Source organism: Delftia sp. WSY_10, from assembly GCF_043104705.1.
Classification (GTDB): domain Bacteria; phylum Pseudomonadota; class Gammaproteobacteria; order Burkholderiales; family Burkholderiaceae_C; genus Comamonas; species Comamonas tsuruhatensis.
In genome coordinates, this window is record NZ_JBICKY010000012.1 from 602738 (window position 1) to 629698 (window position 26961).

The 26961-nt window shown below is 69.2% G+C and carries 24 protein-coding genes; 6 read left to right on the forward strand and 18 right to left on the reverse strand.

Translation table 11 applies throughout. The annotated features are described in order from the left end of the window. Positions 1-19: 19 nt before the first annotated feature. Together ACF8ML_RS04855 and ACF8ML_RS04860 are read left to right on the forward strand one after the other, a co-directional pair. Entirely contained in the window at positions 20-4285 is a 4266-nt protein-coding gene (locus ACF8ML_RS04855) for an IPTL-CTERM sorting domain-containing protein (protein WP_047327861.1), read from the forward strand. A gap of 98 nt (positions 4286-4383) precedes the next feature. Continuing rightward, entirely contained in the window at positions 4384-4593 is a 210-nt protein-coding gene (locus ACF8ML_RS04860; RefSeq protein WP_017405213.1) for an oxidoreductase-like domain-containing protein, read from the forward strand. Positions 4594-4616: 23 nt separating this feature from the next. Here ACF8ML_RS04860 and ACF8ML_RS04865 read toward each other — a convergent pair whose 3' ends face one another. The 4 genes from ACF8ML_RS04865 to ACF8ML_RS04880 form a co-directional block, all read right to left on the reverse strand. Then, positions 4617-5087, reverse strand: a complete 471-nt coding sequence (locus ACF8ML_RS04865; RefSeq protein ID WP_012207603.1) for a RidA family protein — start codon at positions 5085-5087, stop codon at positions 4617-4619. A 68-nt stretch (positions 5088-5155) separates the two neighbouring features. Beyond that, positions 5156-5971, reverse strand: a complete 816-nt coding sequence (locus tag ACF8ML_RS04870) for an ABC transporter permease (protein ID WP_046986570.1) — start codon at positions 5969-5971, stop codon at positions 5156-5158. Between the two features lie 5 nt (positions 5972-5976). After that, positions 5977-6816, reverse strand: a complete 840-nt coding sequence (locus ACF8ML_RS04875) for an ABC transporter permease (protein ID WP_047327862.1) — start codon at positions 6814-6816, stop codon at positions 5977-5979. 6 nt (positions 6817-6822) lie between these two features. Then, entirely contained in the window at positions 6823-7683 is an 861-nt protein-coding gene (locus ACF8ML_RS04880) for an ATP-binding cassette domain-containing protein (protein WP_392406486.1), read from the reverse strand. Positions 7684-7845: 162 nt separating this feature from the next. Between ACF8ML_RS04880 and ACF8ML_RS04885 the strand changes: the two genes are divergently transcribed. Further along, the gene (locus tag ACF8ML_RS04885) at positions 7846-9630 is read left to right on the forward strand and encodes a monovalent cation:proton antiporter-2 (CPA2) family protein (protein ID WP_392406487.1); all 1785 of its coding nucleotides are present in this window, start codon (positions 7846-7848) and stop codon (positions 9628-9630) included. A 33-nt stretch (positions 9631-9663) separates the two neighbouring features. Here the strand turns inward: ACF8ML_RS04885 and ACF8ML_RS04890 are convergent, their stop codons facing one another. From ACF8ML_RS04890 to ACF8ML_RS04905, 4 genes are all read right to left on the reverse strand, one after another. Continuing rightward, a complete protein-coding gene (locus ACF8ML_RS04890; protein WP_012207608.1) occupies positions 9664-10053 on the reverse strand; it encodes a VOC family protein in 390 nt (129 codons plus the stop codon). A gap of 66 nt (positions 10054-10119) precedes the next feature. Next, positions 10120-10473: an energy transducer TonB gene (locus ACF8ML_RS04895; RefSeq protein ID WP_392406488.1), complete on the reverse strand. Its 354-nt coding sequence runs from the start codon at positions 10471-10473 to the stop codon at positions 10120-10122. Positions 10474-10552: 79 nt separating this feature from the next. Then, positions 10553-12916 (reverse strand): helicase C-terminal domain-containing protein, encoded by a 2364-nt coding sequence (locus tag ACF8ML_RS04900; RefSeq protein WP_392406489.1) that lies wholly within the window; start codon positions 12914-12916, stop codon positions 10553-10555. Further along, the gene (locus tag ACF8ML_RS04905; RefSeq protein WP_392406490.1) at positions 12913-14589 is read right to left on the reverse strand and encodes a VRR-NUC domain-containing protein; all 1677 of its coding nucleotides are present in this window, start codon (positions 14587-14589) and stop codon (positions 12913-12915) included. Before ACF8ML_RS04905 ends, ACF8ML_RS04900 begins: the two co-directional genes overlap by 4 nt. A gap of 155 nt (positions 14590-14744) precedes the next feature. Between ACF8ML_RS04905 and ACF8ML_RS04910 the strand changes: the two genes are divergently transcribed. Continuing rightward, the gene (locus ACF8ML_RS04910; RefSeq protein ID WP_043821701.1) at positions 14745-14957 is read left to right on the forward strand and encodes a DUF2191 domain-containing protein; all 213 of its coding nucleotides are present in this window, start codon (positions 14745-14747) and stop codon (positions 14955-14957) included. A gap of 126 nt (positions 14958-15083) precedes the next feature. Here the strand turns inward: ACF8ML_RS04910 and ACF8ML_RS04915 are convergent, their stop codons facing one another. The 3 genes from ACF8ML_RS04915 to ACF8ML_RS04925 form a co-directional block, all read right to left on the reverse strand. After that, positions 15084-15791: a hypothetical protein gene (locus tag ACF8ML_RS04915; protein ID WP_016452681.1), complete on the reverse strand. Its 708-nt coding sequence runs from the start codon at positions 15789-15791 to the stop codon at positions 15084-15086. A gap of 9 nt (positions 15792-15800) precedes the next feature. Next, on the reverse strand, positions 15801-16262 hold the full coding sequence (locus tag ACF8ML_RS04920; RefSeq protein ID WP_392406492.1) for a Com family DNA-binding transcriptional regulator: 462 nt from the start codon (positions 16260-16262) through the stop codon (positions 15801-15803). Positions 16263-16364: 102 nt separating this feature from the next. Then, entirely contained in the window at positions 16365-17117 is a 753-nt protein-coding gene (locus ACF8ML_RS04925; RefSeq protein WP_313284096.1) for a helix-turn-helix transcriptional regulator, read from the reverse strand. Between the two features lie 229 nt (positions 17118-17346). Here ACF8ML_RS04925 and ACF8ML_RS04930 point away from each other — a divergent pair, with 229 nt between their 5' ends. Beyond that, positions 17347-18933, forward strand: a complete 1587-nt coding sequence (locus tag ACF8ML_RS04930; protein WP_392406494.1) for an Ig-like domain repeat protein — start codon at positions 17347-17349, stop codon at positions 18931-18933. Positions 18934-18967: 34 nt separating this feature from the next. Here ACF8ML_RS04930 and ACF8ML_RS04935 read toward each other — a convergent pair whose 3' ends face one another. From ACF8ML_RS04935 to ACF8ML_RS04965, 7 genes are all read right to left on the reverse strand, one after another. Next, complete coding sequence (locus ACF8ML_RS04935) at positions 18968-19726, reverse strand: ABC transporter permease (RefSeq protein ID WP_016452684.1); 759 nt, start codon at positions 19724-19726, stop codon at positions 18968-18970. Beyond that, complete coding sequence (locus ACF8ML_RS04940) at positions 19723-20964, reverse strand: ABC transporter substrate-binding protein (RefSeq protein ID WP_392406497.1); 1242 nt, start codon at positions 20962-20964, stop codon at positions 19723-19725. The genes ACF8ML_RS04935 and ACF8ML_RS04940 overlap by 4 nt, the downstream gene beginning before the upstream one ends. Positions 20965-21057: 93 nt before the next feature. Further along, the gene (locus ACF8ML_RS04945) at positions 21058-21873 is read right to left on the reverse strand and encodes an ABC transporter ATP-binding protein (RefSeq protein WP_013800535.1); all 816 of its coding nucleotides are present in this window, start codon (positions 21871-21873) and stop codon (positions 21058-21060) included. Next, positions 21870-22958 carry an acyl-CoA dehydrogenase family protein gene (locus ACF8ML_RS04950; protein WP_016452686.1) on the reverse strand — a complete coding sequence of 363 codons (1089 nt, stop codon included), beginning with the start codon at positions 22956-22958 and terminating at the stop codon, positions 21870-21872. The genes ACF8ML_RS04945 and ACF8ML_RS04950 overlap by 4 nt, the downstream gene beginning before the upstream one ends. Then, complete coding sequence (locus ACF8ML_RS04955) at positions 22948-23532, reverse strand: carboxymuconolactone decarboxylase family protein (RefSeq protein ID WP_392406499.1); 585 nt, start codon at positions 23530-23532, stop codon at positions 22948-22950. The genes ACF8ML_RS04950 and ACF8ML_RS04955 overlap by 11 nt, the downstream gene beginning before the upstream one ends. Positions 23533-23662: 130 nt before the next feature. Continuing rightward, positions 23663-24604 (reverse strand): AraC family transcriptional regulator, encoded by a 942-nt coding sequence (locus ACF8ML_RS04960; protein ID WP_392406501.1) that lies wholly within the window; start codon positions 24602-24604, stop codon positions 23663-23665. A gap of 153 nt (positions 24605-24757) precedes the next feature. Then, positions 24758-25531 (reverse strand): helix-turn-helix domain-containing protein, encoded by a 774-nt coding sequence (locus tag ACF8ML_RS04965; RefSeq protein ID WP_013800531.1) that lies wholly within the window; start codon positions 25529-25531, stop codon positions 24758-24760. A gap of 171 nt (positions 25532-25702) precedes the next feature. Here ACF8ML_RS04965 and ACF8ML_RS04970 point away from each other — a divergent pair, with 171 nt between their 5' ends. After that, a complete protein-coding gene (locus ACF8ML_RS04970; protein WP_047219189.1) occupies positions 25703-26956 on the forward strand; it encodes an MFS transporter in 1254 nt (417 codons plus the stop codon). The last annotated feature ends 5 nt before the right edge of the window (positions 26957-26961 follow it).

Consider the following 26961-nt stretch of genomic DNA (forward strand, 5'->3'; position numbering starts at 1 on the left):
CCTCCAGCCATTGCCCGCCATGCCCACCAACCACACCCCCAGGCCCAAGTCCGCTTCACGCATGCTGTCCATGTGGTTTGCGTGGTTCATAGGGTTGGTGATGGCACTGGCGGCTCCGGCCCATGCCGCAGTGGACCCGGGCATCATCGGCTTCGGGACCGGCGCCACGCCTGGCGTCTTCTCGGATGTTGCCCCGGACTACAACGGGCTTCGCTTCACCGGCCAGTGGTCCTATTTCGCTGCAGCGGACCTGCAGACGGGCAGCCCGGGAATCATCACGTCCGGCGACGCCATCACCTCCGCCACCCTTGACGGCAACGCCATCATCAAGGCGGCCAATGGCACGGACCGCTTCAGCCTCGCACAGGTGCGCATCCATGCCTACGGCTCCATGACCCAGTTCACACTCACGGGCTATCGCGGCGGCAGCCCCGTGTCCGGTGCCAGCGTGATCGTCACCAAGACGACGGCCATGACCCAGCAATTCGTCCCTATCGATCTGAGCGCGCTGGCGGATGTGGACGAAGTACGGGTATCCAACAATGCCACGGTTGGCGAAGGCGGCAACTTCGCCTTCGACGATCTGGCCGTCGACCCCTTCCCCCCTGCCACACCCACGGCGACGGCGCTGTCGCCCACGAGCGGCCTGGCCGCTGGCGGATATCTGGTCACCATCATCGGAGCCAACTTCACCAACGTGATCGACAGCCCCATCGTGACCGCCGTGAGCTTCGGCGGCACGCCGGCGACCAGCTTCACGGTCGACAGCGCCACCCAGATCACGGCCACGGCACCGGCAGGATCGGGCACGGTGAACGTGACCGTCACGACGGCAGGCGGCACCAGCGTCACTACCGCAGCCAATCAGTTCACCTATCTGCCCGCGCCCACGGTGACATCCGTCTCGCCCAACTTTGGCCCGCAGGCTGGCGGCACCAGCGTGGTCATCACCGGCGCCAACCTGTCCGGCGCCACCGCCGTGCTATTCGGCGCGACAACCGCCAGCTATGTCGTCAACAGCGCCACCCAGATCACCGCCACCTCGCCTGCGGGTACAGGCACGGTCGATGTGCGCGTCACAACGACGGGCGGCACCAGCGCCATCAGCGGGGCCGATCAATTCAGCTACCTGGCAACGCCCACGATCACCAGCATCACGCCCACGGCAGGCCCGCAGGCGGGTGGAACGATGGTCACCATCACGGGCACGAACTTCATCGGCACCACGGGCGTGAACTTCGGCGCCTCGGCAGCGACCAGCTTCACGGTCAACAGCGCCACCAGCATCACGGCCACGGCGCCGCCCGGAACGGGCACGGTGGACATCCGCGTCAGCAACTCCGTCGGCACCAGTCCCGCCGTTGCCGCTGACCAGTTCACTTATGTGGCGGCACCGTCGGTCACCTCCATCTCGCCCACGGCAGGTCCCACCGGCGGCGGCACCACGGTCATCATCACGGGCACCGGCTTCGCCGCAGCTCCTGGCACCGGCGCCGTGCGCTTTGGCGCCACGACCGCCACCTACACCGTCAACAGCAACACCCAGATCACCGCCACCGCGCCCGCAGGCAGCGCCGGCACGGTCGATGTGACGGTGACCACGGTGGGCGGCACCAGTGCCACCAGCGCAGCCGACCAGTTCACCTATGTGCCCGCGCCCACGGTGACCTCCATCTCGCCCACCAGCGGCCCGACCAGTGGGGGCACCACGGTGACCATCACCGGCACCAACTTCTCCGGCGCCACGGCCGTGACCTTCGGCGGCACGGCCGCCAGCGGCTTTACGGTCAACAGCAACACCCAGATCACTGCCACCGCGCCTGCCCAGGCCGCGGGCACGATCGATGTGCGCGTCACCACCGTGGGCGGCACCAGCGCCACCAGTGCGGCCGACCAGTTCACCTACGTGGCCGCACCCACGGTGACTTCCGTCTCGCCCACGGCAGGGCCCGCCGCAGGAGGAACCTCGGTGGTCATCACCGGTACCAACCTCTCCGGCGCCACGGCCGTGACCTTCGGCGCCACGGCCGCCACGGGCTTCACGGTCAACAGCGCCACGCAGATCACGGCCACAGCGCCTGCAGGGTCGCCGGGCACGGTCGATGTGCGCGTCACCACGACTGGCGGCACCAGCGCCACCGGCGCGGCAGACCAGTTCACCTACGTGGCCACGCCCACGGTGACGTCCATCTCGCCCACCAGCGGCCCGCAGGCAGGCGGCACCACAGTGACCCTGACCGGCACCAACCTGGGCGGCGCCACGGCCGTGACCTTCGGCGCCACGGCCGCCACGGGCTTCACGGTCAACAGCGCCACGCAGATCACGGCCACATCGCCTGCCGGCACGGGCACGGTCGATGTGCGCATCACCACCGCGGGCGGTACAAGCGCCACCAGCGCGGCCGACCAGTTCACCTATGTGCCTGCGCCCACGGTGACGTCCATCTCGCCCACCAGCGGCCCACAAGCGGGCGGCACCACGGTGACCCTGACCGGCACCAACCTGGGCGGCGCCACGGCCGTGACCTTCGGCGCCACGGCCGCCACGGGCTTCACGGTCAACAGCGCCACGCAGATCACGGCCACCGCGCCTGCCGGCACGGGCACGGTCGATGTGCGCATCACCACCGCAGGCGGTACCAGCGCCACCAGCGCAGCCGACCAGTTCACCTATGTGCCCGCACCCACGGTGACTTCCGTCTCGCCAGCAAGCGGTTCTTCGATTGGTGGCACCACGGTCACCCTGACCGGCACGAACTTCACCGGCGCCACGGCCGTGACCTTCGGCGGCACGGCCGCCACGGGCTTCACGGTCAACAGCGCCACGCAGATCACGGCCACAGCGCCTGCAGGATCGGCGGGCACGGTCGATGTGCGCGTCACAACGACCGGCGGCACCAGCGCCACCGGCGCGGCCGACCAGTTCACCTATGTGGCCATCACGGTGACGCCCGCGACGCTGGCCGGCACGCCCAAGGTAGGCGTCTCGTTCAGCGAGACCCTGACCGCCAGCGGCGGCGCAACGCCCTACACCTTTGCAATGGCCGGCGGCAGCACGCTGCCCACAGGCCTGTCGCTGTCGCCCGCCGGGGTGATCAGCGGCACGCCCACGGCGGCCGGGGCCTTCAGCTTCACGGTGCAGGCGACCGACAGCAGCAGCATCAGCGGCCAGCGCACCTACAGTGGCAGCGTGGCTGCAGCCACAGTCGTGCTGACGCCCGCAGCTTCCACGCTGCCGGCTGCCAGGCTTAACACGGCCTATGCAGGGCAGACCTTCACTGCCAGCGGAGGCACGGCGCCCTACACCTACGCCAGCAGCGGCACGCTGCCGACCGGAATGACGTTCAACGCCAGCACCGGTGTTCTGGGCGGCACGCCCACCGCGGCGGGAAGTTTCACCTTCACCATCACGGCCACGGACTCCTCCACGGGCACGGGTGCTCCGTTCACCTCGGGCAGCACCAGCTACACCCTGGTGGTGAACTCCACCAACGCCGACCTCAGCGCCCTGGCACTGAGCAGCGGCACGCTCGCACCGGGCTTTGGCGCAGGCACCCTGGCCTACACGGCCACCGTGCCCAACACCAGCAGCACCGTCACGGTGACAGCCACCGCAGCCGATGCGGGCGCCACGATCCTGGTCAACGGCGCAGCGGCCTCCACCCCGGTGGCGCTGAATGTGGGCAGCAATACCGTGTCCATCGAAGTCACGGCGCAGGACGGCACGACCAAGAAAACCTATGTGGTGACAGTGACGCGCGAGGCCAGGCAAAGCGCCTCGGGCTCGGGTGTGGATCTGGGCATTGCCAACAGCAGCCCCACCTGCACGCTGACTGCGGCCAACTTCACCTCGCCTTCTGCCGTGGCCGGCTCGCTGGGCCCGCTGCCGGCGGCCTTCACCTACCCGCAGGCCGCCGTGGACTTCACGGCCAAGCAGTGCGCCCCCAGCAGCACGCTGACCGTGACCCTCACCTTCACGTCCCCCGTGCCCGCCAACGCGCAGCTGATGAAGTACGACGCCACCGCAACGCCCAAGTGGCAGCCCTTCACGCCCACCATCAGTGGCAATCAGGTCAGCTACACCATCGTGGACGGCGGCCTGCGCGATGACGACAAGACGGTCAATGGCGAGTTCGTCGATCCCGTCATCCTGGCCCTGCCTGGAGCCCCCGCAGGAGCGCAGAGCATCCCCACGCTGGACCGCTGGGGCCTGCTGCTGCTGTCGCTGATGGCGGGAGCCGCCGGCTTCGTGAGCATGGCGCGCAGGCAGCGTACCGGACGTTAAGACGCGTCAACAAGCAAACCCGCGCTGCTGCATGTCGGCAGCGCGGGTTTGCTTTTGGCGCTCTACAGAAAGCCCCTTGGCGCGAGACAATCGTCCCCATGACCACCGCGCCGACTCCCGTTTCCGCAGATCCCGCCGCCTCCGCCGACCCCATGCCCCAGCCGCCCGAGCAGCCCGACCTGGACGCCTGCTGCGGCAATGGCTGCGACCCCTGCATCTTCGACAGCTATGACCTGGCCATGGACGAGTACCGCCAGGCGCTGCGGGCCTGGAAGGCGCGCAACGAAACGCCGGCGGGCCAGGGATAGGAATAGGGATAGGGGTAGCGCGATCAGTCCACGCGGGCGATCAGGTCCAGCTCCACGGCCGCACCCTTGGGCAGCTGCAGCACGCCCACCGAAGTGCGCGTGTGGGCACCCACGGGGCCCAGCACCCGGGCGATGAGGTCGGAGGCGCCATCGGCCACCTCGCTTTGCTGGGTGAAATCGGGCGCCGAGCGCACATAGACGGTGATGCGTGCAACGGCGCGCACGGCATCGAGCGAGCCGGCCGCGCGCTGCACGAAGGCCAGGGCCCGCATGGCACAGATGGCGGCGGCCGTTCTGGCCGATGCCAGGTCGATCCCGGCGCCGACCGTCCCCACGTAGAGCACTTCATCGCCCACGCGGGGAATCTGCCCGCTGACGAACAGCTGCTGGCCGTCGCGCACGACGGGGCTGTAGTTGCCGCCTATCTTGATCTCGCCATCGAAGCGGTGGCCGAGCTCAAGGGCGGCCTGGGCGAAGCGTTCATCTGCTGTCATGGTCTGGTGTCCGGAGTAGGGCAAGCGCGCAGTCTAGAGCGTGTTATGCACCGGCGCCTGCAGCGGCTTCAACTGCCCGTGGACGCGTAATGCCTCACCCCCATGCGCCAGGCGCCCGAGGCCAGCCAGAGGAAGGCAAAGCCGGCCAGCGGCGAGACCCAGCCCAGCCAGGCTGGTGCGCCCAGCGGGTCGGGCTTGCCCAGCACAGCCAGCGCCGGGTAGTAGGCCACGCAGGCCAGCGGCACGGCGAAGGTCAGCAGGCGGCGAAACCACTGCGCGTACAGGGCCAGCGGGTACTGGGCGGCCTCGACGCTGCCGTAGCTCAGCACATTGGCGGCTTCCAGGCTTTCCACGGTCCAGAACGAGAGCGCACCCTGCAACACGAGGATGCCCAGGAACAGCGCCACGCCGCCCGCCACCGCGAACAGCGCCACGGCGACGGCCTGGGGCGTCCACACCACGGCGCCCTGGGCCGTGGCAAAGCCCAGCACCAGCAGGCCCTGCAGCAGGCGGCCCAGGCGGCTGATGCGCACGTCATGGCCCATGAGCTGCAGCCACACGGGGCGCGGGCGCAGCAGCAGGCGGTCGAAGGCGCCGGTGCGCAGGAACTGCGTGCCCAGCACGTCGAAGCCCCGGCCCAGCGCATCGGCCAGGGCGAACATGCAGTTCACCAGGCCATAGAACACGGCCACTTCGCCGATGCGCCAGCCCTGCACCTCGCCAAACCGGTGGAACAGCGCCCAGACGGCGATGACCTCGATGCCCGTGACCAGGAACTGGCCCAGGGTCAGCATCAGCGCCGAGGCCGGGTAGCGCGCCTGCCCGCCCAGCGAGGCCAGCGCCAGGCGCAGGAACATGGACAGCGATCCTTTGTGCTTGGCCATGGTCTTCACCCTCCCTGCACTTCGAGCCGGCGCATGGTGCGCGCCATGGCCGCGCGGCCCAGGGCCGCGATCACGGCAATCCACAACACCTGCAGCGCCAGGCAGGCCAGCATCTGCGCGCCGGCCATCTGGCCGAAATAGATGCGCGCAGGGATGTCCATCACGCCGGCCAGCGGCTGCAGCAGCAGCGCGGCCTGCCAGGCGTCGGGCATCAGCGCCAGCGGCAGCAGGTTGCCCGACAGCACGATGACCACGGGCGCGGCCAGCGTGTTGATGCCTTTTTCATTGAGCGCGGCGGCGGCGGCAACGTTCAGCAGCATGACCAGTGCCGTGGACAGCAGCAGCGCCAGCAGCATGGAGGCGGCAAAGCCCAGGCCTGCGGCCCAGCCGGCCGGCGGCTGCCAGCCCCAGGCGCCCAGCCCCATCAGCGGCAGGGCCAGCCCTGCAAACGCCACCATCAGCGCCACGCGCGGCAGCACGCGCGCGGCGATCCAGCCAGCCGAGCGCACGAACCACAGCGCATAGGCATCCACGGGCCGCAGCCGGTCATAGGCAACGGCGCCCGTGCGCACGGCCAGGGCCACGTCGGGGTCGCCGCTCCAGGGCAGCAGCGCGAACAGGCCCTGCGCCAGCCAGGTGTAGGTGATGGCGTGCTCCAGCGAAATCGGCGAGCGGGCCGATGCCGAGGCACTGCCGTAGAACGCCGCCAGCACCATGGTCTTGATGGCGCCCCACCAGCACTGCGTGGCAAAGCCCGCGTAGGCGGCCGTGCGGTACTGCAGCATCACCAGGAACCGCGATGCAAAGGCCGCCACATAGGGGCGCAGGAGTTCACGCAGCGTCATGCCGGCTCAGCCTTCGGCCGCTCCGTGCATGGCGTAGAAGCGGGCGATCACGGCCTCGATGGCCATGTCTTCTCCATTGCCTTCGCCATCACCACCTCCACGATCCTCGCCCTGCGCTGCCACCACCTGGGCGCGCAGCGCATCGACCGCGCAGTCGGCCAGCACGCGGCCATGGCCGATGACGATCACGCGCCGCGCCAGCGCCTCGATGTCGTGCATGTCATGCGTGGTCAGCAGCACCGTGGTGCCGCGCTCGCGGTTGGCGCGCAGCACGAACTCGCGCACGGCCAGCTTGGAGGGTGCGTCCAGGCCGATTGTGGGCTCGTCCAGGAACAGGATCTCGGGCTCGTGCAGCAGGGCCGCGGCGATCTCGGCGCGCATGCGCTGGCCCAGGGACAGCTGGCGCACGGGCTGGTCCAGCACGCGCTCCAGGTTCAGCAGCGCCACCAGCTCGTCGCGCGTGCGCCCGTAGCGTGCGGGATCGACGCGGTACAGGTCGCGCAGCAGGTTGAAGCCATCGCCCACGGGCAGGTCCCACCACAGCTGCGAGCGCTGCCCGAAGACCACGCCGATCCGGCCCACATGGCGCTGGCGGTCGGCGAAGGGGTCGCGCCCGTGCACCTCCACGCGCCCGCCATCGGGCCGCAGGATGCCCGACAGGATCTTGATGGTGGTGGACTTTCCCGCGCCGTTGGGGCCGATGAAGCCCAGCAGCTCACCACGCTCCAGTGCGAACGACACGCCATCCAGCGCCTGCACCGTGCGATGGCGCGGATGCACCAGCGCGCGCAGCGCGCCCATCACGCCGGGGTCGCGCTCATGGATGCGGTAGGTCTTGCGGAGGTCGTGGACGAGGATCTGGGGCATGGCGCTGGGCGGTGAGGTAAGCGCAGAGAGGGACACAGAGGGGGGCACAGAGGGGGCGCGATTCTACACAGGCCCGGGCTTTGCTATCCTGCGCGCAAATTCGCGGATGGAAATCCGCCTTGCCGCACGCACGCACGCACGCACGCACAAAGGAAACACAACATGGCCGCTGAAGGCAATGCAAGCCAGCTCGTAGGAATCGTCACGCTGCTGGGGGCCGCCGTGGTGGCCGTGCCGCTGTTCAAGCGGCTGGGCCTGGGCGCCGTGCTCGGCTACCTGGCCGCCGGGCTGGCCATAGGCCCCTACGGGCTGGGCCTGGTGACGGACGCGCAGACCATCCTGCACGTGGCCGAGCTGGGCGTGGTGATGTTTCTCTTCGTCATCGGGCTGGAGATGAAGCCTTCGCACCTGTGGGACCTGCGCGGCCAGATCTTCGGGCTGGGCAGCCTGCAGGTGGTGGTGTGCGCGCTGCTGCTCACGGGCGTGGGCATGGCCTTCGGCTTTCCGTGGCAGGTGGCCTTCGTGAGCGGGGCGGGCTTCGTGCTGACCTCCACGGCCATCGTCATGCAGGTGCTGGCCGAGCGTGGCGACATCCTGGCGCCGCGCGGCCAGCGCATCGTCTCCATCCTGCTGTTCGAGGACCTGCTCATCGTGCCGCTGCTGGCCGCCGTGGCCTTTCTGGCGCCGGCCGATGCGGCGCCCGTGGCCACCTCGCCCCTGTGGCAACGCGCGGGCGTGGCCCTGCTGTCGCTGGGCGCGCTGGTGGGCGCGGGCCTGTGGCTGCTGAACCCGCTGTTCCGCATCCTGGCCAAGGCCAAGGCGCGCGAGGTGATGACGGCCGCCGCGCTGCTGGTGGTGCTGGGCGCCGCCCTGCTGATGGAGATGGGCGGCCTGTCCATGGCCATGGGCGCCTTCGTGGCGGGCGTGCTGCTGTCCGAATCCTCGTTCCGCCACCAGCTGGAGGCCGATGTGGAGCCCTTCCGCGGCCTGCTGCTGGGCCTGTTCTTCCTGGGCGTGGGCATGGCGCTGAACCTGGAGGTGGTGGCGCTGAACTGGCGCATCGTGGGCATGGGCGTGGTGGCGCTGATGCTGGGCAAGGCGCTGTGCATCTACGCCGTGGCCCGCGTGGCACGCAGCAGCCATGCCGATGCGCTGGACCGCGCCATCCTCATGGCCCAGGGCGGGGAGTTCGCCTTCGTGCTGTTTGCCGAGGCGCTCAAGCTCAAGGTGCTCAGCCCCGAGGTGCATGCCAACATGACGGCCATCGTCGTGCTGTCCATGGCCATCACGCCGCTGGTGGTGGTGCTGCACAAGCGCCTGGCCGGCGCCCAGGCCGTGTCGCTGGACGGCGTGGAGGCGCCGCAGGACCTGCGCGGCAACGTGCTGGTCATCGGCTTCGGCCGCGTGGGCCAGATCGCCAGCCAGGGGCCGCTGGCGCATGGGGCCAGACTGTCCATCATCGACAACGACCCCGACGTGATCCGCAACGCCGAGCCCTACGGCTTCAAGGTCTACTTCGGCGACGGCGCGCGCGCCGACATCCTGCATGCGGCCGGCGCCAGCCATGCCAGCGCCATCCTGGTCTGCGTGGACAGCAAGGCCGCCGCCACGCGCATCGTGGAGAACGTGCGCCACGAATGCCCGCACGCCCGCCTCATCGTGCGCGCCTATGACCGCGAGCACGCGCTGGAGCTCATCCAGAAGGACGCCGACCATGTCGTGCGCGAGAGCTTCGAGTCCGCCCTGCTCATGGGCCGCCACGCCGTGCTGGCCCTGGGCGCCACCGAGGACGAGGCCCGGACGCTGGAGTCCGAAGTGCGCGGCCGCGACACCGAGCGCTTTGCGCTGGAGACCGCCGGCGGCAACTTTGCGGGGCGCGCACTGCTGCTGGGCAACATCGAGCGCATCGATCCGCCCCGGCACGACAAGCCCACCGCCAGGGACTGAGCGCGAACGGGCCGCAGGGGCCGCAGGCCCCGCTCAATGCCGCTGGTTGATCTGTATGAGATTGCCGCAGGTGTCGTCGAACACCGCAATCGTGACCGGCCCCAGATGCGTCGGCGGCCTGGTGAAGCGCACGCCGGCCGCGCTCAGGCGCTCGTACTCGGCCTGCACGTCGTCCACGCCGAAGAAGGTGGCCGGCACGCCGTCGGCATGCAGGGCGGTCTTGAACGGCCTGGCGGCCGGGTGCATGTCGGGTTCGAGCAGCAGCTCCACGCCATCGGCGTCGCCGGGCGAGGTCAGGGTGAGCCAGCGCGCATCACCGCCCATGGGAATGTCGTGCTTGAGGACGAAGCCGAGCACGTCGCGGTAGAAGGCCAGGGCCTTGTCCTGGTCGTCGACGAGCACGCTGGTGATGACGATCTTCATGGAATGCTCCTTGTGTCGCTGCGCAGGGCACGCACCGGGTACAAACCTGCCACCACCGGCATGCCGCTATTTCAGCATGAAGGTGACGGGCACGCGCGTCCACATGCTGTCCGGCACGCCGTCGCGCGTGCCGGGGACAAAGCGCCACGTCCGCACGGCGTCCAGCGCCTCCTGGTCGAGCAGAGGATAGCCGCTGCTGTCTGCCACATCCACGGCCAGTGCCTTTCCGCTGGCGCCCACCAGAACCCGCAGCACCACCTTGCCTTCCTGCTCCAGCCGCCTGGCTTCCTTGGGATAGGCCGGCATCTTGTTCTCGCTGGCCTGCCTGTCAGGCACAGGCTGCACCACGCCTGCCGCAGCCGGGCCGCCGGCCAGCAGGCCCAGGGTCAATGCAAGGATGGCGCAGCGCATGCGGGGCATTCGGAAGGCTCCTGGATGAGGGCGGGATGGGGGACTGGATGGGGATGGGATGGCAGTCGCGGACTGGTGCGGCCCCGGATCATCGCATGCCCTCCACCCGCCACCAGCGCGGCAGCAGCGCCTGCACCTCGCCGCGCCGATAGCGGTCGTCGATGAGAAAGACCACGCCGCGGTCGCGCTCGCTGCGGATGACGCGGCCTGCGGCCTGGACCACCTTGCGCAGGCCTGGGTAGAGGTAGCTGTAGTCATAGCCCTTGTCCGCGCCGAACTGGCGGTCCATGGCGCGCTTCATCTCTTCGTTCACGGGATTGACCTGGGGCAGGCCCAGCGTGGCCACGAAGGCGCCGATGAGGCGCTCGCCGGGCAGATCCACGCCCTCGGAGAACGCCCCGCCCAACACGGCAAAGCCCACGCCCTGACCGGCTTCGGTGAAGCGGGCCAGGAAGGCCGCGCGGCCCTCTTCGTCCATGGACGGGGTCTGCAGCCAGACCGGCAGATCGGGATGGGCGCGCTGCAGGCATTCGGCCACGCGCTGCAGGTAGTCGAAGCTGCTGAAAAAGCACAGGTAATTGCCGGGCCGGCGCGCGTACTGCGCGGCCACGAGGTCGGCGATGGGCCGCAGCGAACGGTCGCGGTCCCGGTAGCGCGTGGAGATGTGGCCGGCCACCTGCACATCGAGCTGTTCGGCCTGGAAGGGCGAGTCGGCCTCCAGCCAGTGCGTGCCTTCGGGCAGGCCCAGGATGTCGCGGTAGAAGTGCGGCGGGCTCAGCGTGCCCGAGAACAGCACCGAGGCATGGGCCGCCGCATGGCGTGCCGCCAGGTGGGGCGCGGGCACCACGCAGCGTATGCACAGCGTGGAGGCCGGCGTGCGACGGGGACGTGAGCGCCCGGGCAGCAGGTGGACATCGAACAGCGCATGGCCGCCGAACTGCTCGGCCAGCGCCATGAACTGCAGCGCCTCCCAGTAAAAATCCAGCACGGGGTCGCCAGGCAGCATGGGGCTGTCGGCATTGGCGTCGGCGATGGCGGCCACGGCGCGCTGCACGGCGCCCAGCAGGCCTGCGGGCACTTCCTCATGGGCCTGGTAGCTGGCGGTCTGCTCCCTGTTCAGCGCGCTCCAGCTGCGGCTGAGCCGGTCCAGCGCCTTGCGCACGGCACCGGTGGCCGACTTGCGGGCGGCGGCCAGTGCGAACTGCGACAGCTCGGCCGTGTACATGCGGCGCGCGCGCTCGAGCAGGTTGTGGGCTTCGTCCACCAGCACGCCCACCTTCCATTGCTGGGCCTGGGTGAGCGCGTACAGCATGGCGGCGCTGTCGTAGAAGTAGTGGTAGTCGGCCACGACCACATCGCTCCAGCGCACCAGTTCCTGGGCCAGGTAGTAGGGGCAGATGTCATGCGCCAGGGCGACGGCACGCACGGCAGGCGGGTCCCAGGGCGCCTGCTGCAGCGCGGCGGCGCGCGCGGCGGGCAGCCGGTCGAAGAAGCCGCGCGCCAGCGGGCAGGAGTCGCCGTGGCAGGCCTTGTCGGGGTGCTCGCAGGCCTTGTCGCGCGCCAGGATGGCGAGCACGCGCAACCTTGCGGGTGGTGCGGGTGGTGCGGGTGGCGAGGGCAGCGGTTGCGGCGCAGCCGGTTCCTGCGGCGGTGGCTGGTGCTGCTCGGCGATCTGCCGGTTCACGCTGGCCAGCGCCTGCAGCGCCAGGCCATGGCCCGTGCCCTTGGCCGTGAGGAAGAACAGCCGGTCCAGGCCCTGGTCCGGCATAGCCTTGAGCATGGGGAAGATGGTGCCCAGCGTCTTGCCGATGCCCGTGGGCGCCTGCGCCATCAGGCACTGGCCACCCTGCTGCGCGCGCGCCACGCGGTAGACGGCCACGGCCAGCTCGCGCTGGCCCGCGCGAAAGCCCTGCATGGGAAAGCGCAGCGCGGCCAGCGCCGCCTCGCGCGCCGTGCGGTGGGCGGCCTCGCTGCGCGCCCAGTCCAGGAACAGCGCGCATTGCTGCTCGAAGAAGGCGCGCAGCGTGGCCGCGTCTTCCTCCTGCACCAGCACGGTTTCCTCCGAGTTGCCCACGTTGAAATACACCAGGGCCACGCGCAGCCGCTGCAGGCCGCGCGCCTGGCACAGCAGATGGGCATAGATGCGCGCCTGGGCCCAGTGCAGGGCGCGGTGATGGGCGCGCACGCCCTCGATCTGGCCGCGGTAGGTCTTGATTTCCTCCAGCTGGCCGGCCTGGGCATCGAAGCCGTCGGCACGGCCGCGCACGCGCAGGTCGCCGTACTCACCGGCCAGGCTGATCTCGGTCTCGTAGTCCTTGCCCCTGCGCGACTGCACCAGGCTGTGGCCGGCCATGCCCTCCAGTGCGCTGGGCGCGGGCGTGAAGCGCAGGTCCAGGTCGCCCGCGCGCGCCGTGAACTCGCACAGCGCGCGCACGGCCACGGTGTAGCTCACGCGGCCTCTCCCAGCGGCTGGCCGCGCCACTGGACATGGCACACGCGCACGGGAATGCCGTGCTCGGCACAGTACTGCAGCCAGCGGATCTGGTTGTCCTGCAGCTTGTCGCCGGGGGCCTTGGCCTCGACCAGTTCGTAGCGGCGCTCGGCCGGCCAGAAACGCACCAGATCGGGAAAGCCCGTGCGGTTGGCCTGCACGTCGCGCAGCAGCCGCGCAAAGAACAGCTTGAGGTGGGCGGCCGGAATGCAGTCCAGCGCCAGCGCCAGCAGCGGCGCGCTCAGCGTGCCCCAGAACACGAAGGGCGACTGCAGGCCCTGCTTGTCGGCATGGCGCTGCACGATGACCTCGCGCCAGCTGCCATCGTCCAGATGCGCCAGGCATTCCTCGAACAAGGCTGCGCGGCGCTGCACGAAGTCGGGCGCGGACAGGTCGGCCGGGCCGCTCTGGAACGGGTGGAAGAAAGCGCCCGGCAGCGGCGCGAAGATGGCCGGCCAGCACAGCAGGCCGAACAGCGAGTTGATGAGCGCGTTCTCCACGTAGAACACGGGCGCGGCGTCACTGTGCCAGTGGTCACGCAGCACGTACTCGACGGAGCTGGGCCGCGCCGGCAGGTCCAGCTCCACGTCCATGCGCATCTGCGCCACCACGGGCGCCAGCGCCGCCGCACGCCCGCGTGCGCCCTGCCCCAGGCTGCGGCGCAGGCGCGGCAGCATGCGCGCCACGCGCTGCAGCTCCTCGTCGCTCTCGGGCTGGGCCTGGGCGGCCTGGGCCAGCGCCATGGCATCGGCAAAGCGCTCCATGCGCTCGTACACACGCATGCGCCGGTGGCGGGCGCCGGGGTAGCGGCTTTGCGCATAGGCCTGCTCGGCACGCTCCCAGTCCTGCATGCGCTCGCAGGCCTGGCCTATGCGCAGCAGCACCTTGGCGCGGCGCTGCTCCAGCCAGGCATTGCCGCTGGCGCAGCCGGCCACCTGCTGCAGCAGCGCATCGATCTCCACGCCCTCATCCAGCGCCGCGCGGCAGGCCTGCAGGGCCAGGTAGCCATCGACATCGGCACGCGACTGGAAGGCCCGCGACGCCGCATCGAAGGCCACGGCCTCGTAGCGGAACACGCCCAGGTCGGCCAGCACGAATTCCGACCAGTCCTGGTAGAGATTGCCGAAGAACATCAGCCGAAAGCGCTCGCACAGCGCACCCACCATCACGCGCCAGGCGGCTTCGCCGGCTCCGACGCCCTGGGGCTGCCACTGCGCATAGGGCCTGGGCGCCTCGTGCAGGGGCTGCAGGGCCTGCAAAAGCTCGGCCTTGCGCAGGCCTGAGTGAACGGGTGAGCCTGCGAACAGCTGCAGCAGCTCGGGCTTGGTGTGCAGCGCAAACAGCTCCTCCAGCGCCATGGGGTGGTCCGCGTCCAGCCAGCCCAGCTCCAGCAGGGGCGCGGCCGCGTCGGCAATGGCGGGAATCTCTTCGTACACCAGCTTGCCGGCCCGAAACCAGGGCCCGCGCCGCATCAGCAAACGCACCATCAGCGCCTGCGAGGGCTGGGGCAGCTGCGTGAAACGGGTGAGGAATGCCTGCTCGGGCGCGTCCAGCAGATCGCCGTAACGCTGGCCAATCCAGTCCAGCGCGCGCTGGAAGTTGTGCAGGTAGTAGAAGCGGTGGGGAGGGAGCATGGGCCTGGCAGATCGGGCAGCCAGGCCGCTCGAAAACTGTATCTTTATACAGTCATCATAGCAAAACAGGAGTGACCACTTCGGAGGGAAGCGCGCTTGTCTGCAGGCTGGCGCAAGCCCAGAATTGCATCTGTTTTGATGACACAGGGCCCGCCATGCGGATCACCGTGACGATCGACGATGCCTTGTACGAAGAAGCCCTGAAGATGTTGGAGCCAGGCATGGACGAGGCAGATCTGTTCCAACAGGTCCTCAGAACTTTCGTGAGGGTGCAGGCAGCCAAACGCCTCGCAGCACTTGGCGGCAGGGCAACCGATATGCCGGACTCCCAGGAGATTGCGTGTCGCTGGCCCTCGCCTACAGACTAGCTTTCCACCAAAGGCAGCACGATGCGCAACGCATGGCAGCATGCGTATTGACCACTCCCTGCCAGAAGGACCAGGGCATGGCGGCGATACGGCCACACGCTGCCCTGGAACCCGCTCTCAGATCACTTACGGATTGGCTATCACCTCGTCAGCATCCGACCAATAGCTGATCAGGCGTGTATAGACAAAGCCGGCGGCAGGCTTGTTGGGATCACTGATGCTGAACAACACCACCTTGCCTGCGTCACGGGAGTCATAGTTGGCCGAGTAATCCGACCAGAAGGTTGGCAGGCTGAATACGGTCTGGCCCGTACTCTTGTCCGTTGCCCGGACTGCGTGGCCGATGCTGCCGTTCTTGGAAATGCTTTCGATCACCAGTCGATACCAGCGCAGTTCCTCGAGCTTGGCCTCGCCGATGGCACCACGCGGATATTGAGCGGACGGACGATGGTGCGAGTCACCGTTGTCCTTGGTGTTGGTGATCTCAATTTCCTCAAGCGCCACGCTGCCTGGCGAATAGCCCCAATTGCCCGCAATGACAGCACCGCCACGGTTGTCACCCGCCACACTGTATGAGCCTTTGTGCCTGGCAATGATGCCCATGTGGCAAGCGGCCAGATAGCCATCGCTGAAGCGCACATCCATCACGATGGTGTGGCGGTTGTTGGCAGGGTTGTAGTTGGCAGGACGCCCCGTGTTGTCGAACACGAGCGCATGCGGATTGATATGCCGCGAATCGTAAACAAGAGGGAAACCCGTCGTGCTTTTGTACTGCTGGATGTTGTCCGGCGGCATGTACTGATCCGAGACGAGAACCTTGGAAACTTGAGCCATGGAGGCCTCCTATTCAATGGATGGAGTCGAAGGCGCTCGGCGGCACTCGGGTGGGGGGTTCGCTTGGACCCTCAGGGAATTCAACGTGCCGCAACGCGGGCACTTGATGTTCAGTAGCTGAAAGACGCCCATGGCGAGCTTTCGATTGCAGTTCGCGCATCTCACTTCCTGCTCCATGCGCTGCCTCACTGCAATGGTTGAAACAACATGCCGTCGGACACCAGAAATGGCAACGTACCGCCGCTGAGAAGGACGGCGTTGAAGCCGACAGGAGAGCAACTGGCAAAACAAAACATGAGGCCTCGACACAGTGGATTTCAGGAAGTCCGCCGTATGGCTTGGGCGGACTTTTATTGTGCTGGCGCGAAACCTGTAGGTAAAACTGTGCCGGACGTGGCTGCACCGCTTACGTCGAGCAAGCCTGTGGTCGCGAGACAGGCGCCTGCACGCGCTGGCCCAGCGGTTTGGCATTGCCTGCCGGAGCGTCCTGCCGTAGGGCCGGTTTCCCTGCTTCTCGAAGGGCTGGCCCGGCGCACGGCGCTCGCGCGGGTTCGAACAAGCGCGCGACACGCGCTAGAAATCCGGCCTGCGCATCCTCGACAAGGCGTCCTGCCGATTGGCGGCTCCCAGCTTGCGGTAGATGTTTTCCAGGTGCCGCTTCACCGTACCTGCACGCAGCTCCAGCATGGTGGCGATTTCTGCGTTGGTGTTGCCGTTGGCGACCCATTGCAGCACTTCACGTTCGCGCGGGCTCAGCACGTCGGCAGCCGGCGAGCCCGGTGAGAGCGCCTGCCATGCCGCCTGGCTGATTCGCTGCTGCTGGCTCAGGCGCCGCCACTGCGCCTGCGCATGCGGCCCCAGCAAGGTCAGCGCCATGCGCTCCGCCGCGGTGTAGCCGCGCGAGGCGCGTGTGACATTGAGGGTCAGCATCGCTCCGTGGCCCAGTTCCACGTCCAGCGCGAGTCCGTCCTGCTGGCCCACCTGGGAGTAGGCCTGGGCATAGAGCGCCGTCCTCTGCCATTGCCCGCGAGTCAGCAGGTCGGAAATGCTGGCGGCCTGCGTCTGGCGCTGCCGATACAAGGGATTGTCGGCCAGATGCCGGTGCACCGCAGCGTTGACTTCGGAGGAAATGGCCCGCACCGGATCGTAGGCCGTGCAGCCACGGACTTCCGCAATGCCGGAGAAATCCACCACCCGAATGTCACCCGGCACCACCAGGCGCAGCGCGTGCAGCAAATGCGTGGCCAGCGCGTGCAGATCGGGCGCGCCGTGCACCGCGAGGATGGCCTGATTGAGTTGCCCCAGTTGCTGCGTTGACAGGGTCATGTCGCGAAATCCAATGGCGTGCTCGAGGTGCTGGCGATAGGTGGGCCGGCTGAGGCCGCATTTTCAGGCCTGCGATGTGCCGCCGGCACATTTTCACGATCTTCGCAGAAAGCTAAGGTCACGCGGTCCGCAACAACAGCGCGCGGGTCTGCCCGGGACACGCAGCGCAACGGGAGGAACCGTGCACGCTTTTCTTCACAGACCCCTTCGACGCCTCCGGCTTCTGGCAGTGCCTGGCGCGCTGTGCAGCCTGCTGGCACTCAATGGCCAGGCCGCGACCATCGTGGTCAATACCACGGACAACACGCCCGGTGCAGCGGACTGCAGCCTGAATGAGGCATTGACCAGTGCCCAGATGGATGACGGCAGTTGGGGCAACGGCGCATGCATATCGGGCAATGGCGCGGACACCATCGTATTCGACCCGGCCGTCTTTCCGGCAGGCAGCCTCACCGCCATTGCATTGGCAGGCCATTCCATCGACCTCAACTTCAGCACCTCGGACATCACGATCGACGGGGACCAGCGGGTGGCGCTCGATGGGGGCAATGCCTCCCGCCTGGTGTCGGCCCAGGGCAGCGGTGTCCAGCTCACGCTGCGCGGCCTGACACTGCGCGGCGGGCAGACTGCCGCCGGTGAAGACGGCGGCGCCATCTACCTGGACAACGGCGTCACCCTGCGCCTGGAGCGCAGCGTGGTGCAGGACAGCACGGCCGGCATCAACGGCGGGGGACTGTACAGCCGCGACAGCACGGTGACCATCGTGGACAGTGTGTTCAGCGGCAACCAGGCAGGGGGACAGGGCGGTGCCATCTACAGCACGGGCAGCGGCTCGCTGACGGTGGAGCGCAGCCGCCTGTCCGGCAACACGGCCCGCACGCTGGGCGGGGGCCTGCGCAGCGGGGTGCCGACCACCATGACCGACAGCACCGTCACCGGCAACGTGCTGGTGTCTCCGGGCTCGGGTGCCGGCGTCTCGTTCACGCTCACCCGCCCCCGCACACTCCACGGCAACCAGATCACGAACAACGCGCCCGGCAACAACTGTGGCGGCGAAACGTTCACGGGGACGGGCAACCGCTACTGGCCGGCCAGCGATACCAGTTGCCCGGCGGCGGCAGGTGCCATCGCCAAAGCGCCGCAGGCCATCACCTTCACCACGGCACCACCGGTCGGCGCACGGGTGGGGGATACCTATGACGTGGCCGCCGTCGGAGGCGCCTCGGGAAACCCCGTCATGTTCGCCGTGGATGCATTGACCGCGGCGATCTGCAGCGCCTCCGGCAGCACCATCCGCTTCCAGGCCGCAGGGACATGCACGATCAACGCCAGCCAGCTCGGCGATGTGGACCATGACGCGGCTCCGCAGGCGGTGCAGATGGCGGCGGTGGGACAGGGCCCCTCCCGTGTCACGCTGACCTCCAGCGCCAATCCCTCGCGCTCCGGGCAGTCGCTGTCCTTCTCCGTGGTGGTCGCACCCGATGTCTCCCTGGGCACCGCCGCCGTCCCCACGGGAACGGTCGAAATCCTGGCTGGCGGCCTATCGCTGGGCACGGCGGGTTTGTCCAATGCCAGGGCCATCATCGCCACCACCCAACTGACGGTGGCCGGCCCGCATGCCATCGTGGCCCGGTACGGCGGCGATGCGAACTATCTCGCCGCGGACAGCGGCGCATGGACCCAGACCGTGGAGCCCGCAGCTCCGGCCCCGGCCGCAACCACCCCCGTGCCCGCGCTGGGCCCCTGGGGAGTGCTGCTGTGCGCCGTGCTGACGGGATGGGCAGGACTGCGGCTGCGCCGCGTGCACGGCACCTGATGCGGCACCTGATGCCACCGCCTGCCCGCAGGCCTCAGGCCGAATGCATCCAGCGCTGGTGCAGCCACCGAGCCGCATGGTCCAGCGCATAGCCCAGGGCGCCGATCAGCACCACGGCAGCCATCAGCTCCGAATACGCCAGGCGGTCGCGCGTGTCGAGGATGAAGTAGCCCAGGCCGGCCGACACGCCCAGCATTTCCGCGGGCACCAGCACGATCCAGATGATGCCGATGGCCAGGCGCACGCCCGTGAGGATCTGGGCCGTGATGCCGGGCAGCACCACGCGCAGCACGGTCTCGGTGCGCGTGGCCGACAGGCTGCGCGCCAGCAGCAGCCAGTTGCGGTCCAGCTGGGCCACGCCGGCCGCCGTGCTCAGCAGGATGGGCCAGACGGCGGCGAAGGCCAGCAGGAAGTACACGGGCGCGTCGCCCACGCCCAGCACCATCACGGCAATGGGCATCCACGACAGCGGCGAGATCATGCGCAGGAACTGGAACACGGGCGAGAACGCCTGCGAGAACCCGCGCGACAGGCCCACCAGCACGCCCAGCGGCACGCCGACCACAAAGGCCAGCAGCAGGCCCACGGCCACGCGCTGCAGGCTCAGCAGGGTGTGCATCCAGATGTCGGCGCCCGTCAGCAGCTGGCCCAGCGCCTGCAGCGAAGGCCAGGGCGCGAAGGCCGCAGCCACGGGCGTGCTGCGCGCCAGCAGCGCGCCGCCCACCCACCACAGGGCCAGGACCAGGGCCGCGCCCAGCAGCGGCAATCCAATACGTCGCAACACCTGGATCACACCACGATGGTTTCGCGGCGCGAGAAATCGGCCGGAACGCCGAAGACCTGCGGGCCGCCCACGGCCTGGATGGCCTTGCGCACGAAGCGGTCGTCCACCAGGTCGGTGGCCGCGAACCTGGGCTCCAGCTTGTCGAGGAAGCGCGTGTCGCCCTCGACCTTGGTGGCCTTGATGGCGCGCACCAGCTGCTCGGTGTACGAGGGATAGGGATAGGGCTGGAAGTCGATGCGCCGCTGGTGCCAGCCCTTGTTGACGACCACGCCGCTGGCCTCGTAGCTGGCGTAGTCGGTGGCGGCCAGCACCTTGGACAGCGTCTGCTGCGGATGCGGCGTGTAGCGGCGCTCGCCGGTGCTCGACAGCAGGCGCGCGGCGGCCAGGCGGTTGTCGCGCGTCCACAGCTGGGCCTTGACCACGGCATTGGTCACGCGCTGGGCCCATTCGGGCTTGTCGGCGATATCGCGCTCGGCCAGGAAGGTGACGCAGCAGGCGTGGTCCTTCCAGACATCGCCCGAGAAGCGCAGCATCTTGCCCACGCCCGCGATCTCGGCGGCGGCATTGAAGGGCTCGGCCACGATGAAGCCAGCAATCGACTTGCCGGCCAGGGCCGAGACCATTTCGGCCGGTGCCAGCACGACGAGGTTGACCTCGTTGGCCGCAATGGCGCCGCCGCGCGCCCGCGTCACGGCCGTGAGGCCGGCCTTGCGCAGCACGTCCTGCAGCAGGATGTTGTGGATGGAGTACCAGAACGGGATCGCAACGGTCTTGCCGCCCAGGTCCTGCACCTTCTGGATCTCGGGCAGCACGGTCAGGCCCGAGCCGTTGACGTGGTTCCAGGCCACGATCTTGGCGGGGAACTTGGCGCCGTAGCGCACCCACAGCGTGGAGGGCGTGAGCAGGTGGATGACGTTGACCTGGCCCGAGACGAAGGCCTCGACGATCTGGGCCCAGGAGCGGAACAGGCGCGGCGCCTCGGCCTTGAGGCCTTCGGCCTCGAACAGGCCGTTGCCGTGGGCCACCAGCAGCGGCGTGGCGTCGGTGATGGGCAGGTAGCCGATCTTCACGGGCTGGTCATCGCCCTTGAAGGCCTGGGCGCGCGCATCGCCTGCGGCCAGCAGCGGCGCGGCCACCGAGGCCGTGGCCAGCGCGCCCAGGCGCAGCATGTCGCGCCGCGTGAGGCCGCAGCCGCAGTCCGACGAAGCGCAGATGTGGGTGTAGGAAGGGTGGTCCTGGAAGCTCATGCGAAAGACCTTTCAGAAGAGCATGGTTGAAGTCGAAGAGATGGCGGATCTGCAGGCGGATCGGCAGGCGGGCAGGCAGGCAGGCGAGCCGGATCAGGCCTGGGCCGCATGGCGCACGCCGTGCAGGGCCGAGAGGATGTCCAGCCGCAGCGCGGTCACGGCGGCGGCCTGGTCCTCGCGCGGGCGCGCTATGTCCACGCGCCATTCGCGCACGATGTGGCCGGGCCGCCCGCCCATCAGCAGGATGCGGTCGCCCACGAGGATGGCCTCGTCGATGTCATGCGTGACCAGCAGCGCCGCCGTGTGCCAGCGGTGGACCACGTCCACCATCAGCTCCTGCATCTCGGCGCGCGTGATGGCGTCCAGGGCCGAGAACGGCTCGTCGGCCAGCAGCAGCTGCGGCTCGCGCGCCAGGGCGCGCGCCAGGGCCACGCGCTGGGCCATGCCGCCCGACAGCTGCGAGGGATAGAGCGCGCCGCTGCCGCCCAGGCCCACGGCCTGCAGCGCCTGCTCCACGCGCTGGCGGCGGGCCTCGGCCTCCAGCTTCGGCTGGCGCTCGAAGTCCAGGCCGAAGCCCACGTTGCGCCGCGCGTCCAGCCAGGGCAGCAGGCTGGGCTGCTGGAACACGAAGCCCGCGCGCGGGTGCGGCGCGGTCAGCGGCTGGCCGAGGAACTGGAGCTCGCCCCGGCTCCAGGCGCCGCCGTCCGGCGATTCGAGGCCGCCGAGCACGCGCAGCAGCGAGGACTTGCCGCAGCCGCTGCCGCCGAGCAGGCAGACGATCTCGCGCGGGGCAATGCTCAGGGAGATGTCCTCGAACACGGCCTTGCCGGGCGCATAGCCAAAGCCCGCGCCGCGTGCCTGCAGCACGGGCGCGGGAGCGTCAGGGGAGAAAGCTTCCGTCTGGGTCATGAACTGGTGGTTGCCAGGGCCGCGCCAGCCAGCGCGCCCTGTAGCTGCGTGACGCTGGGCGTCACGATGGGGATGAAGGCCGCCTCGCGCCAACGGCGCGCAAATCCCAGCGGCTGGTCGCGATGATAAGCGCGCCCGCCGCTGGCGTGCAGCTCCAGCTGCAGGGACTGCTGCACGATGTCGTTCAATTCCAGGCGCAGGCGGAACAGGGCTTGAGGTCGGTCAAGAAAACGCCCGTCGGACAGGCCCGCATGCAGCGTGGCCGTGGCCAGTTCCAGCGCGTGGCGCTGCTGCTGCAGCGGGCCGCCCAGCACATCGCGCCCGGCGCCGGCACGGGCCGAGGCCGCCGCCAGCGAGGCGCGCGCCAGCCCGATGCACAGCCCCAGCTGCAGGCCCATGAAGGCGGGCCGCACGCGTGGCAGGAAATGGTTGGCGTCGGCATGGATCACATCGGCCGGACCGATCTGCAGCCCCTCGATGGACAGCGCCGCCGTATGGCTGCCGCGCAGCGCGATCAGGTCCAGGTCGGCGCTGCGCTGCAGGCCCGCCGCATCGCCGGGCAGCGCGGCCACGAAGGGCTTTGCACCGTCGCTGCGCGAGACGGCAACGGCCACCACGAAGCGACCCGGCGGCACCAGGTTGGTGGCCCAGGGCACGCGCCCGCGCAGTGCAAGGCCGTCGGCGTTGCCGGAGCCGACGGGCGTGGCCTCGACCTGCAGGGCCTCGATGCCGCCCAGGTACTTCATGGCGTTGGACAGGCCCGTGGCGCCCGCCTGCGTGCCCTGCAGCAGGCCCGGCAGCCAGCGCTGGCGCAGCGCCGCGTTGGGCGACTGCAGCAGGTATTCGACAAAGGCGCGCTGCGCCCAGAACACGAAGCCCGCCGTCAGCGAATGCCCGGCCACACCGGCAATGGCCTCCAGCGCATCGCCCAGGCTGCCGCCCTGCCCGCCCTCGGCCACGGGCACGCCCAGGCCGAACAGGCCGTGCTGCGCCAGCCGGGGCAGCACTTCGTGCGCATGCGCAGGGCCTTCGTCCAGGGAGTCGGCATGGGCGTCCAGCCACTGCCGCAGCGAATCAGCCAGCATGTGCGCTCTCCTGCGGTTGTCGGAACTGTTCGGGCAGATAGGGCTGCAGCTGCGAGTTGACGGGGCTTTGGGCCAGGCTGTTGGCAAAGTTGCACAGCGTGGCCAGGCTGATGCCCAGCACCACCTCCAGCGCCTGCTGCTCGCTCAGGCCGGCCGCATGGAAGGCGGCCAGGGCCTCGTCGGCGACGGCGCCGCGCGTGGCGATCACGGCTTCGGCAAAGCGGCGCACGGCGTCCAGGCGGGGCTGGCCCGTGTCCCGGCCGTCCTGCAGCGCCACCACCTCGGCCTGGGTCAGGCTGGCCTGCTTGAAGGCCAGCTTGGTGTGGCCGGCCACGCAGAAGTCGCAGCCATGGATGCGCGCCGCCGTGATCTGCACCACCTCGCGCTCGGCCAGCGTGAGCTGGGCGCGCGCGTTGATCTGGCCCACGGTCACATAGGTCTCCAGCGCCTGGGGCGAGTTGGCCAGGATGGCGATCAGGTTGGGCAGGAATCCGTTGCCGGCCAGGGCGCGCTCCACGAAGGGGCGGCTGGCTTCAGGGGCGGTTTGCGGGGTGTGCAGGGTCAGGCGTGCCATGGTGTTTTGCAGGAATGAAGGAATGCCTTCATGATCGGCCGCGCCCCCCTTGCCATCAATGCCGCCGCGTCGCGGATTTATGCCCGAACGTGTCAACCCGCAGGCAGATGCGGCGGGCCCGGATGGCGGCTCAGCAGCAGCGTGCCTGCGCGCGCTGCCAGGCGCCGGGCTGCTCGCCCATCACGCGCTTGAAGGCGCGCGAGAAAGCCGCGTAGGACTCGTAGCCCACGGCCTCGGCCACCTGGCCTATCGCCTCGCCCTGGGCCAGCCGGCGCGCGGCCAGCTGCATGCGCAGCAGCAGCAGGAATTGCTGGGGCGGCTGGCCGCAGGCCTCGGCGAACTGCCGAAAGAACGTGGCGCGCGACAGGCACACGCGCGCGGCCATGTCGGCCACGCTCCAGTTGCGGGCCGGCTCGCGCAGCAGCTCGGCCACCAGCGGCGCAAAGCCCGGCCGGCGCAGCAGGCTCCAGATGCCGCGCGCCCGCGCATCGCCATGCGCGAGCTGGCGCAGGCCGTAGAAGAACAGCAGGCCCACCAGCCGGTCCATCACGGCCGAGGGCTCGGTGCCCGTGCGCAGCGCCTCGGCGCGCATCAGGTCGAACAGCATGGAGGCGCCGCTCATCGCATGGTCGTCGCCGCGCAGCACCAGATGGTCGGGGAAGGCATCGACCAGCAGGCCGCGCATGGGCCCCTCGAAGGTGAAGAAGCCGCAGGCCAGCGCCGTCTCTCCGATGCCGGCACCGCCAGTGGCGGGGCGCATGGCCTGCGGAGCGCAGGCCATGTCCGGGTCGGCATAGGGCGAGATGAAATGCGGCACGTCGCGCGAGAGGAACACGCCGTCGCGCGGCTGCAGCTCCACCGAGGGCTGGCCCGGCAGGTGCAGCCAGCAGCGCCCGTCCAGGATCAGGTGAAAGCTGGCCCGCGCGCGCCCCGCCGTGGAGGCCCGCCAGCGCCCGCAGTACTGCCCCACATGGAACACGCTGGCGCGCCATTGCAGGCCGTTGAGCAGGCCGTCGATGACGCGATCGACCTGCGCTTCGGCCGCGCTGTCGGGGACTGGGTCGGGTAGCACGGTGGTACAGGCAAGGCAGTGGAGGGAATGCGGCCGGCCAGTATCGCCACGATGCAGGCGCGGGGGAACGAATCTTTGGGCATATGCTTGTGCCGCAATCGATATCTGGATCTGCATCAAGTCCGCGCGGCCCGACCTTGGTCCGGTCGTGCCTCAGCGCTGGAAGCCCGAAGGCGGCACTCCGAAATGCCTTTTGAACATGGCCGTGAACGCGCTCTGGCTGGCGTAGCCGCAATCGAGGGCGATGTCGATGATGCGCTCGCCCGCCGCAATGCGGCCCAGCGCGAACATCAGCCGCGCCTGCTCGCGCCACTGGGCGAAGGGCATGCCGGTTTCCTTCACGAACAGGCGCTGCAGCGTCTTGGCGCTCACGCCCAGGCGCTGCGCCCAGTGTTCGGCGGTGGCGGTGTCGGCAGGCTCGCGCATCAGGGCCTCGCAGACCTGGCGCAGCCGCGCATCGGCGGACAGGGGCAGGTGCAGGGGCAGGACCTCGGCGGCGCGCAGTTCATCGACCAGCAGGTGCATCAGGCGCTCGTCGCGGCTGCCTTCGGCATAGTCCAGCGGCACGCCGACGGCGGCCACCACCAGCTCGCGCAACAGGGGCGACACATTGACCACGCAGGTGCGCGCGGGCAGGTCCGCAAAGGCCGAGGCGTCGATGTAGGCCGTGCGCATCTTCACGTCGCCCGACATGCGCACATCGTGCTCGGCGTCGGCCTCTATCCACAGCCCCCGGTTGGGCGGCACCAGCCAGGAGCCGGAATGCAGCTGCACCGACATCACGCCTTCGATCGCATACAGCAGCTGGCCGCGCGGGTGGGAGTGCCAGCCCGTGCTGGTGCCATGCGCCCAGTTGGCCTCCATGGCAGCCATGGGGCGCCCGGTCTGGTGGTACTTGAGGTATATGCGCGGCAGTTCTGCGGCCATGGGGCTTCCCGTCCTGTGCGGTTCTATGCGGCTCTCTGTCCCGATCTCGACAATTGAAGTCAGTATAGAGAGAGACAGACGGGCACCAAACGCCTATCTTCGGTCCCACGGCCCATTGACCTTCGTCAACGCCGGACCCTGACCGTGCCGCCCTGCGGGGCCCTTTCCTCCATGACAAGCAACACCACCACTCTTGGCGCCCCGGGCGAGCTGGGCGCGCCTGCAACGCACGCCCATCCAGCACCCAGCCATGCCGCGCAGGGCTTTTTGCTGCGCATCGTCGGCGCCGCCGCCTTTGCCCACCTGCTCAACGACCTGATCCAGGCCGTGCTGCCGGCCGTCTATCCCATGCTCAAGACGGAGTTCTCGCTGAGCTTCGCGCAGATCGGCTGGATCTCCCTGGTCTACCAGGTCACGGCCTCGCTGCTGCAGCCCTGGATCGGCCTGTACACCGACAAGCATCCCAAGCCCTACCTGCTGCCGCTGGGCATGGTGGTGACGCTGGTGGGCGTGGGCCTGCTGGCCCTGTCCACCAGCTACCCCATGCTGCTGGCCGCCGCGTCGCTGATCGGCGTGGGCTCGTCCACCTTCCACCCCGAGGCCTCGCGCGTGGCGCGGCTGGCCTCGGGCGGGCGCTTCGGCACGGCGCAATCGACCTTCCAGGTGGGCGGCAACACGGGCTCGGCCATCGGCCCGCTGATGGTGGCGGCCATCGTCATTCCGTTTGGCCAGCATGCGATCGCCTGGTTCATGCTGGTGGCGCTGCTGGCCATCTGGGTGCTGCTGCGCATCACGCACTGGCGCCTGCACCATGCGCCGGCCAAGGTGGTGGCGGCCGGCCAGCATGCGCTGACGGCGCTGAACCGCTCGCAGGTCATCCGCGCGGTGACCGTGATCTGCGTGCTGATGTTCGCCAAGTTCGTCTACATCGCGGCCTTTGCCAACTACTTCACCTTCTATCTGATCGAGCGTTTTGCCCTGCCCGTGCAGCAGTCGCAGCTGTACCTGTTCGCCTTCCTGGCGGCCGTGGCGGCGGGCACCTTCGCGGGCGGCCCGGTGGGCGACCGCATAGGGCGCAAGGCCGTGATCTGGGTGTCCTTCCTGGGCGTGGCGCCGTTTGCGCTGCTGCTGCCGCATGCCGACCTGTTCTGGACGGCCGTGCTGTCCATCGTCATCGGCCTGGTCATGTCCTCGGCCTTTGCGGCGCTGGTGGTCTATGCGCAGGAGGCCGTGCCCGGCCGCGTGGGCCTGGTCTCGGGGCTGATGTTTGGCCTCATGTTCGGCATCGGCGGCCTGGGGGCCGCCGGCATGGGCAACCTGGCCGACACCCACGGCATCGTCTGGGTGTACCGCCTGGTGGCCTACCTGCCGCTGCTGGGGCTGGCAACGGCCTTTCTGCCGGAAACGCGGGCCCGGCGACGCTGAGGCGC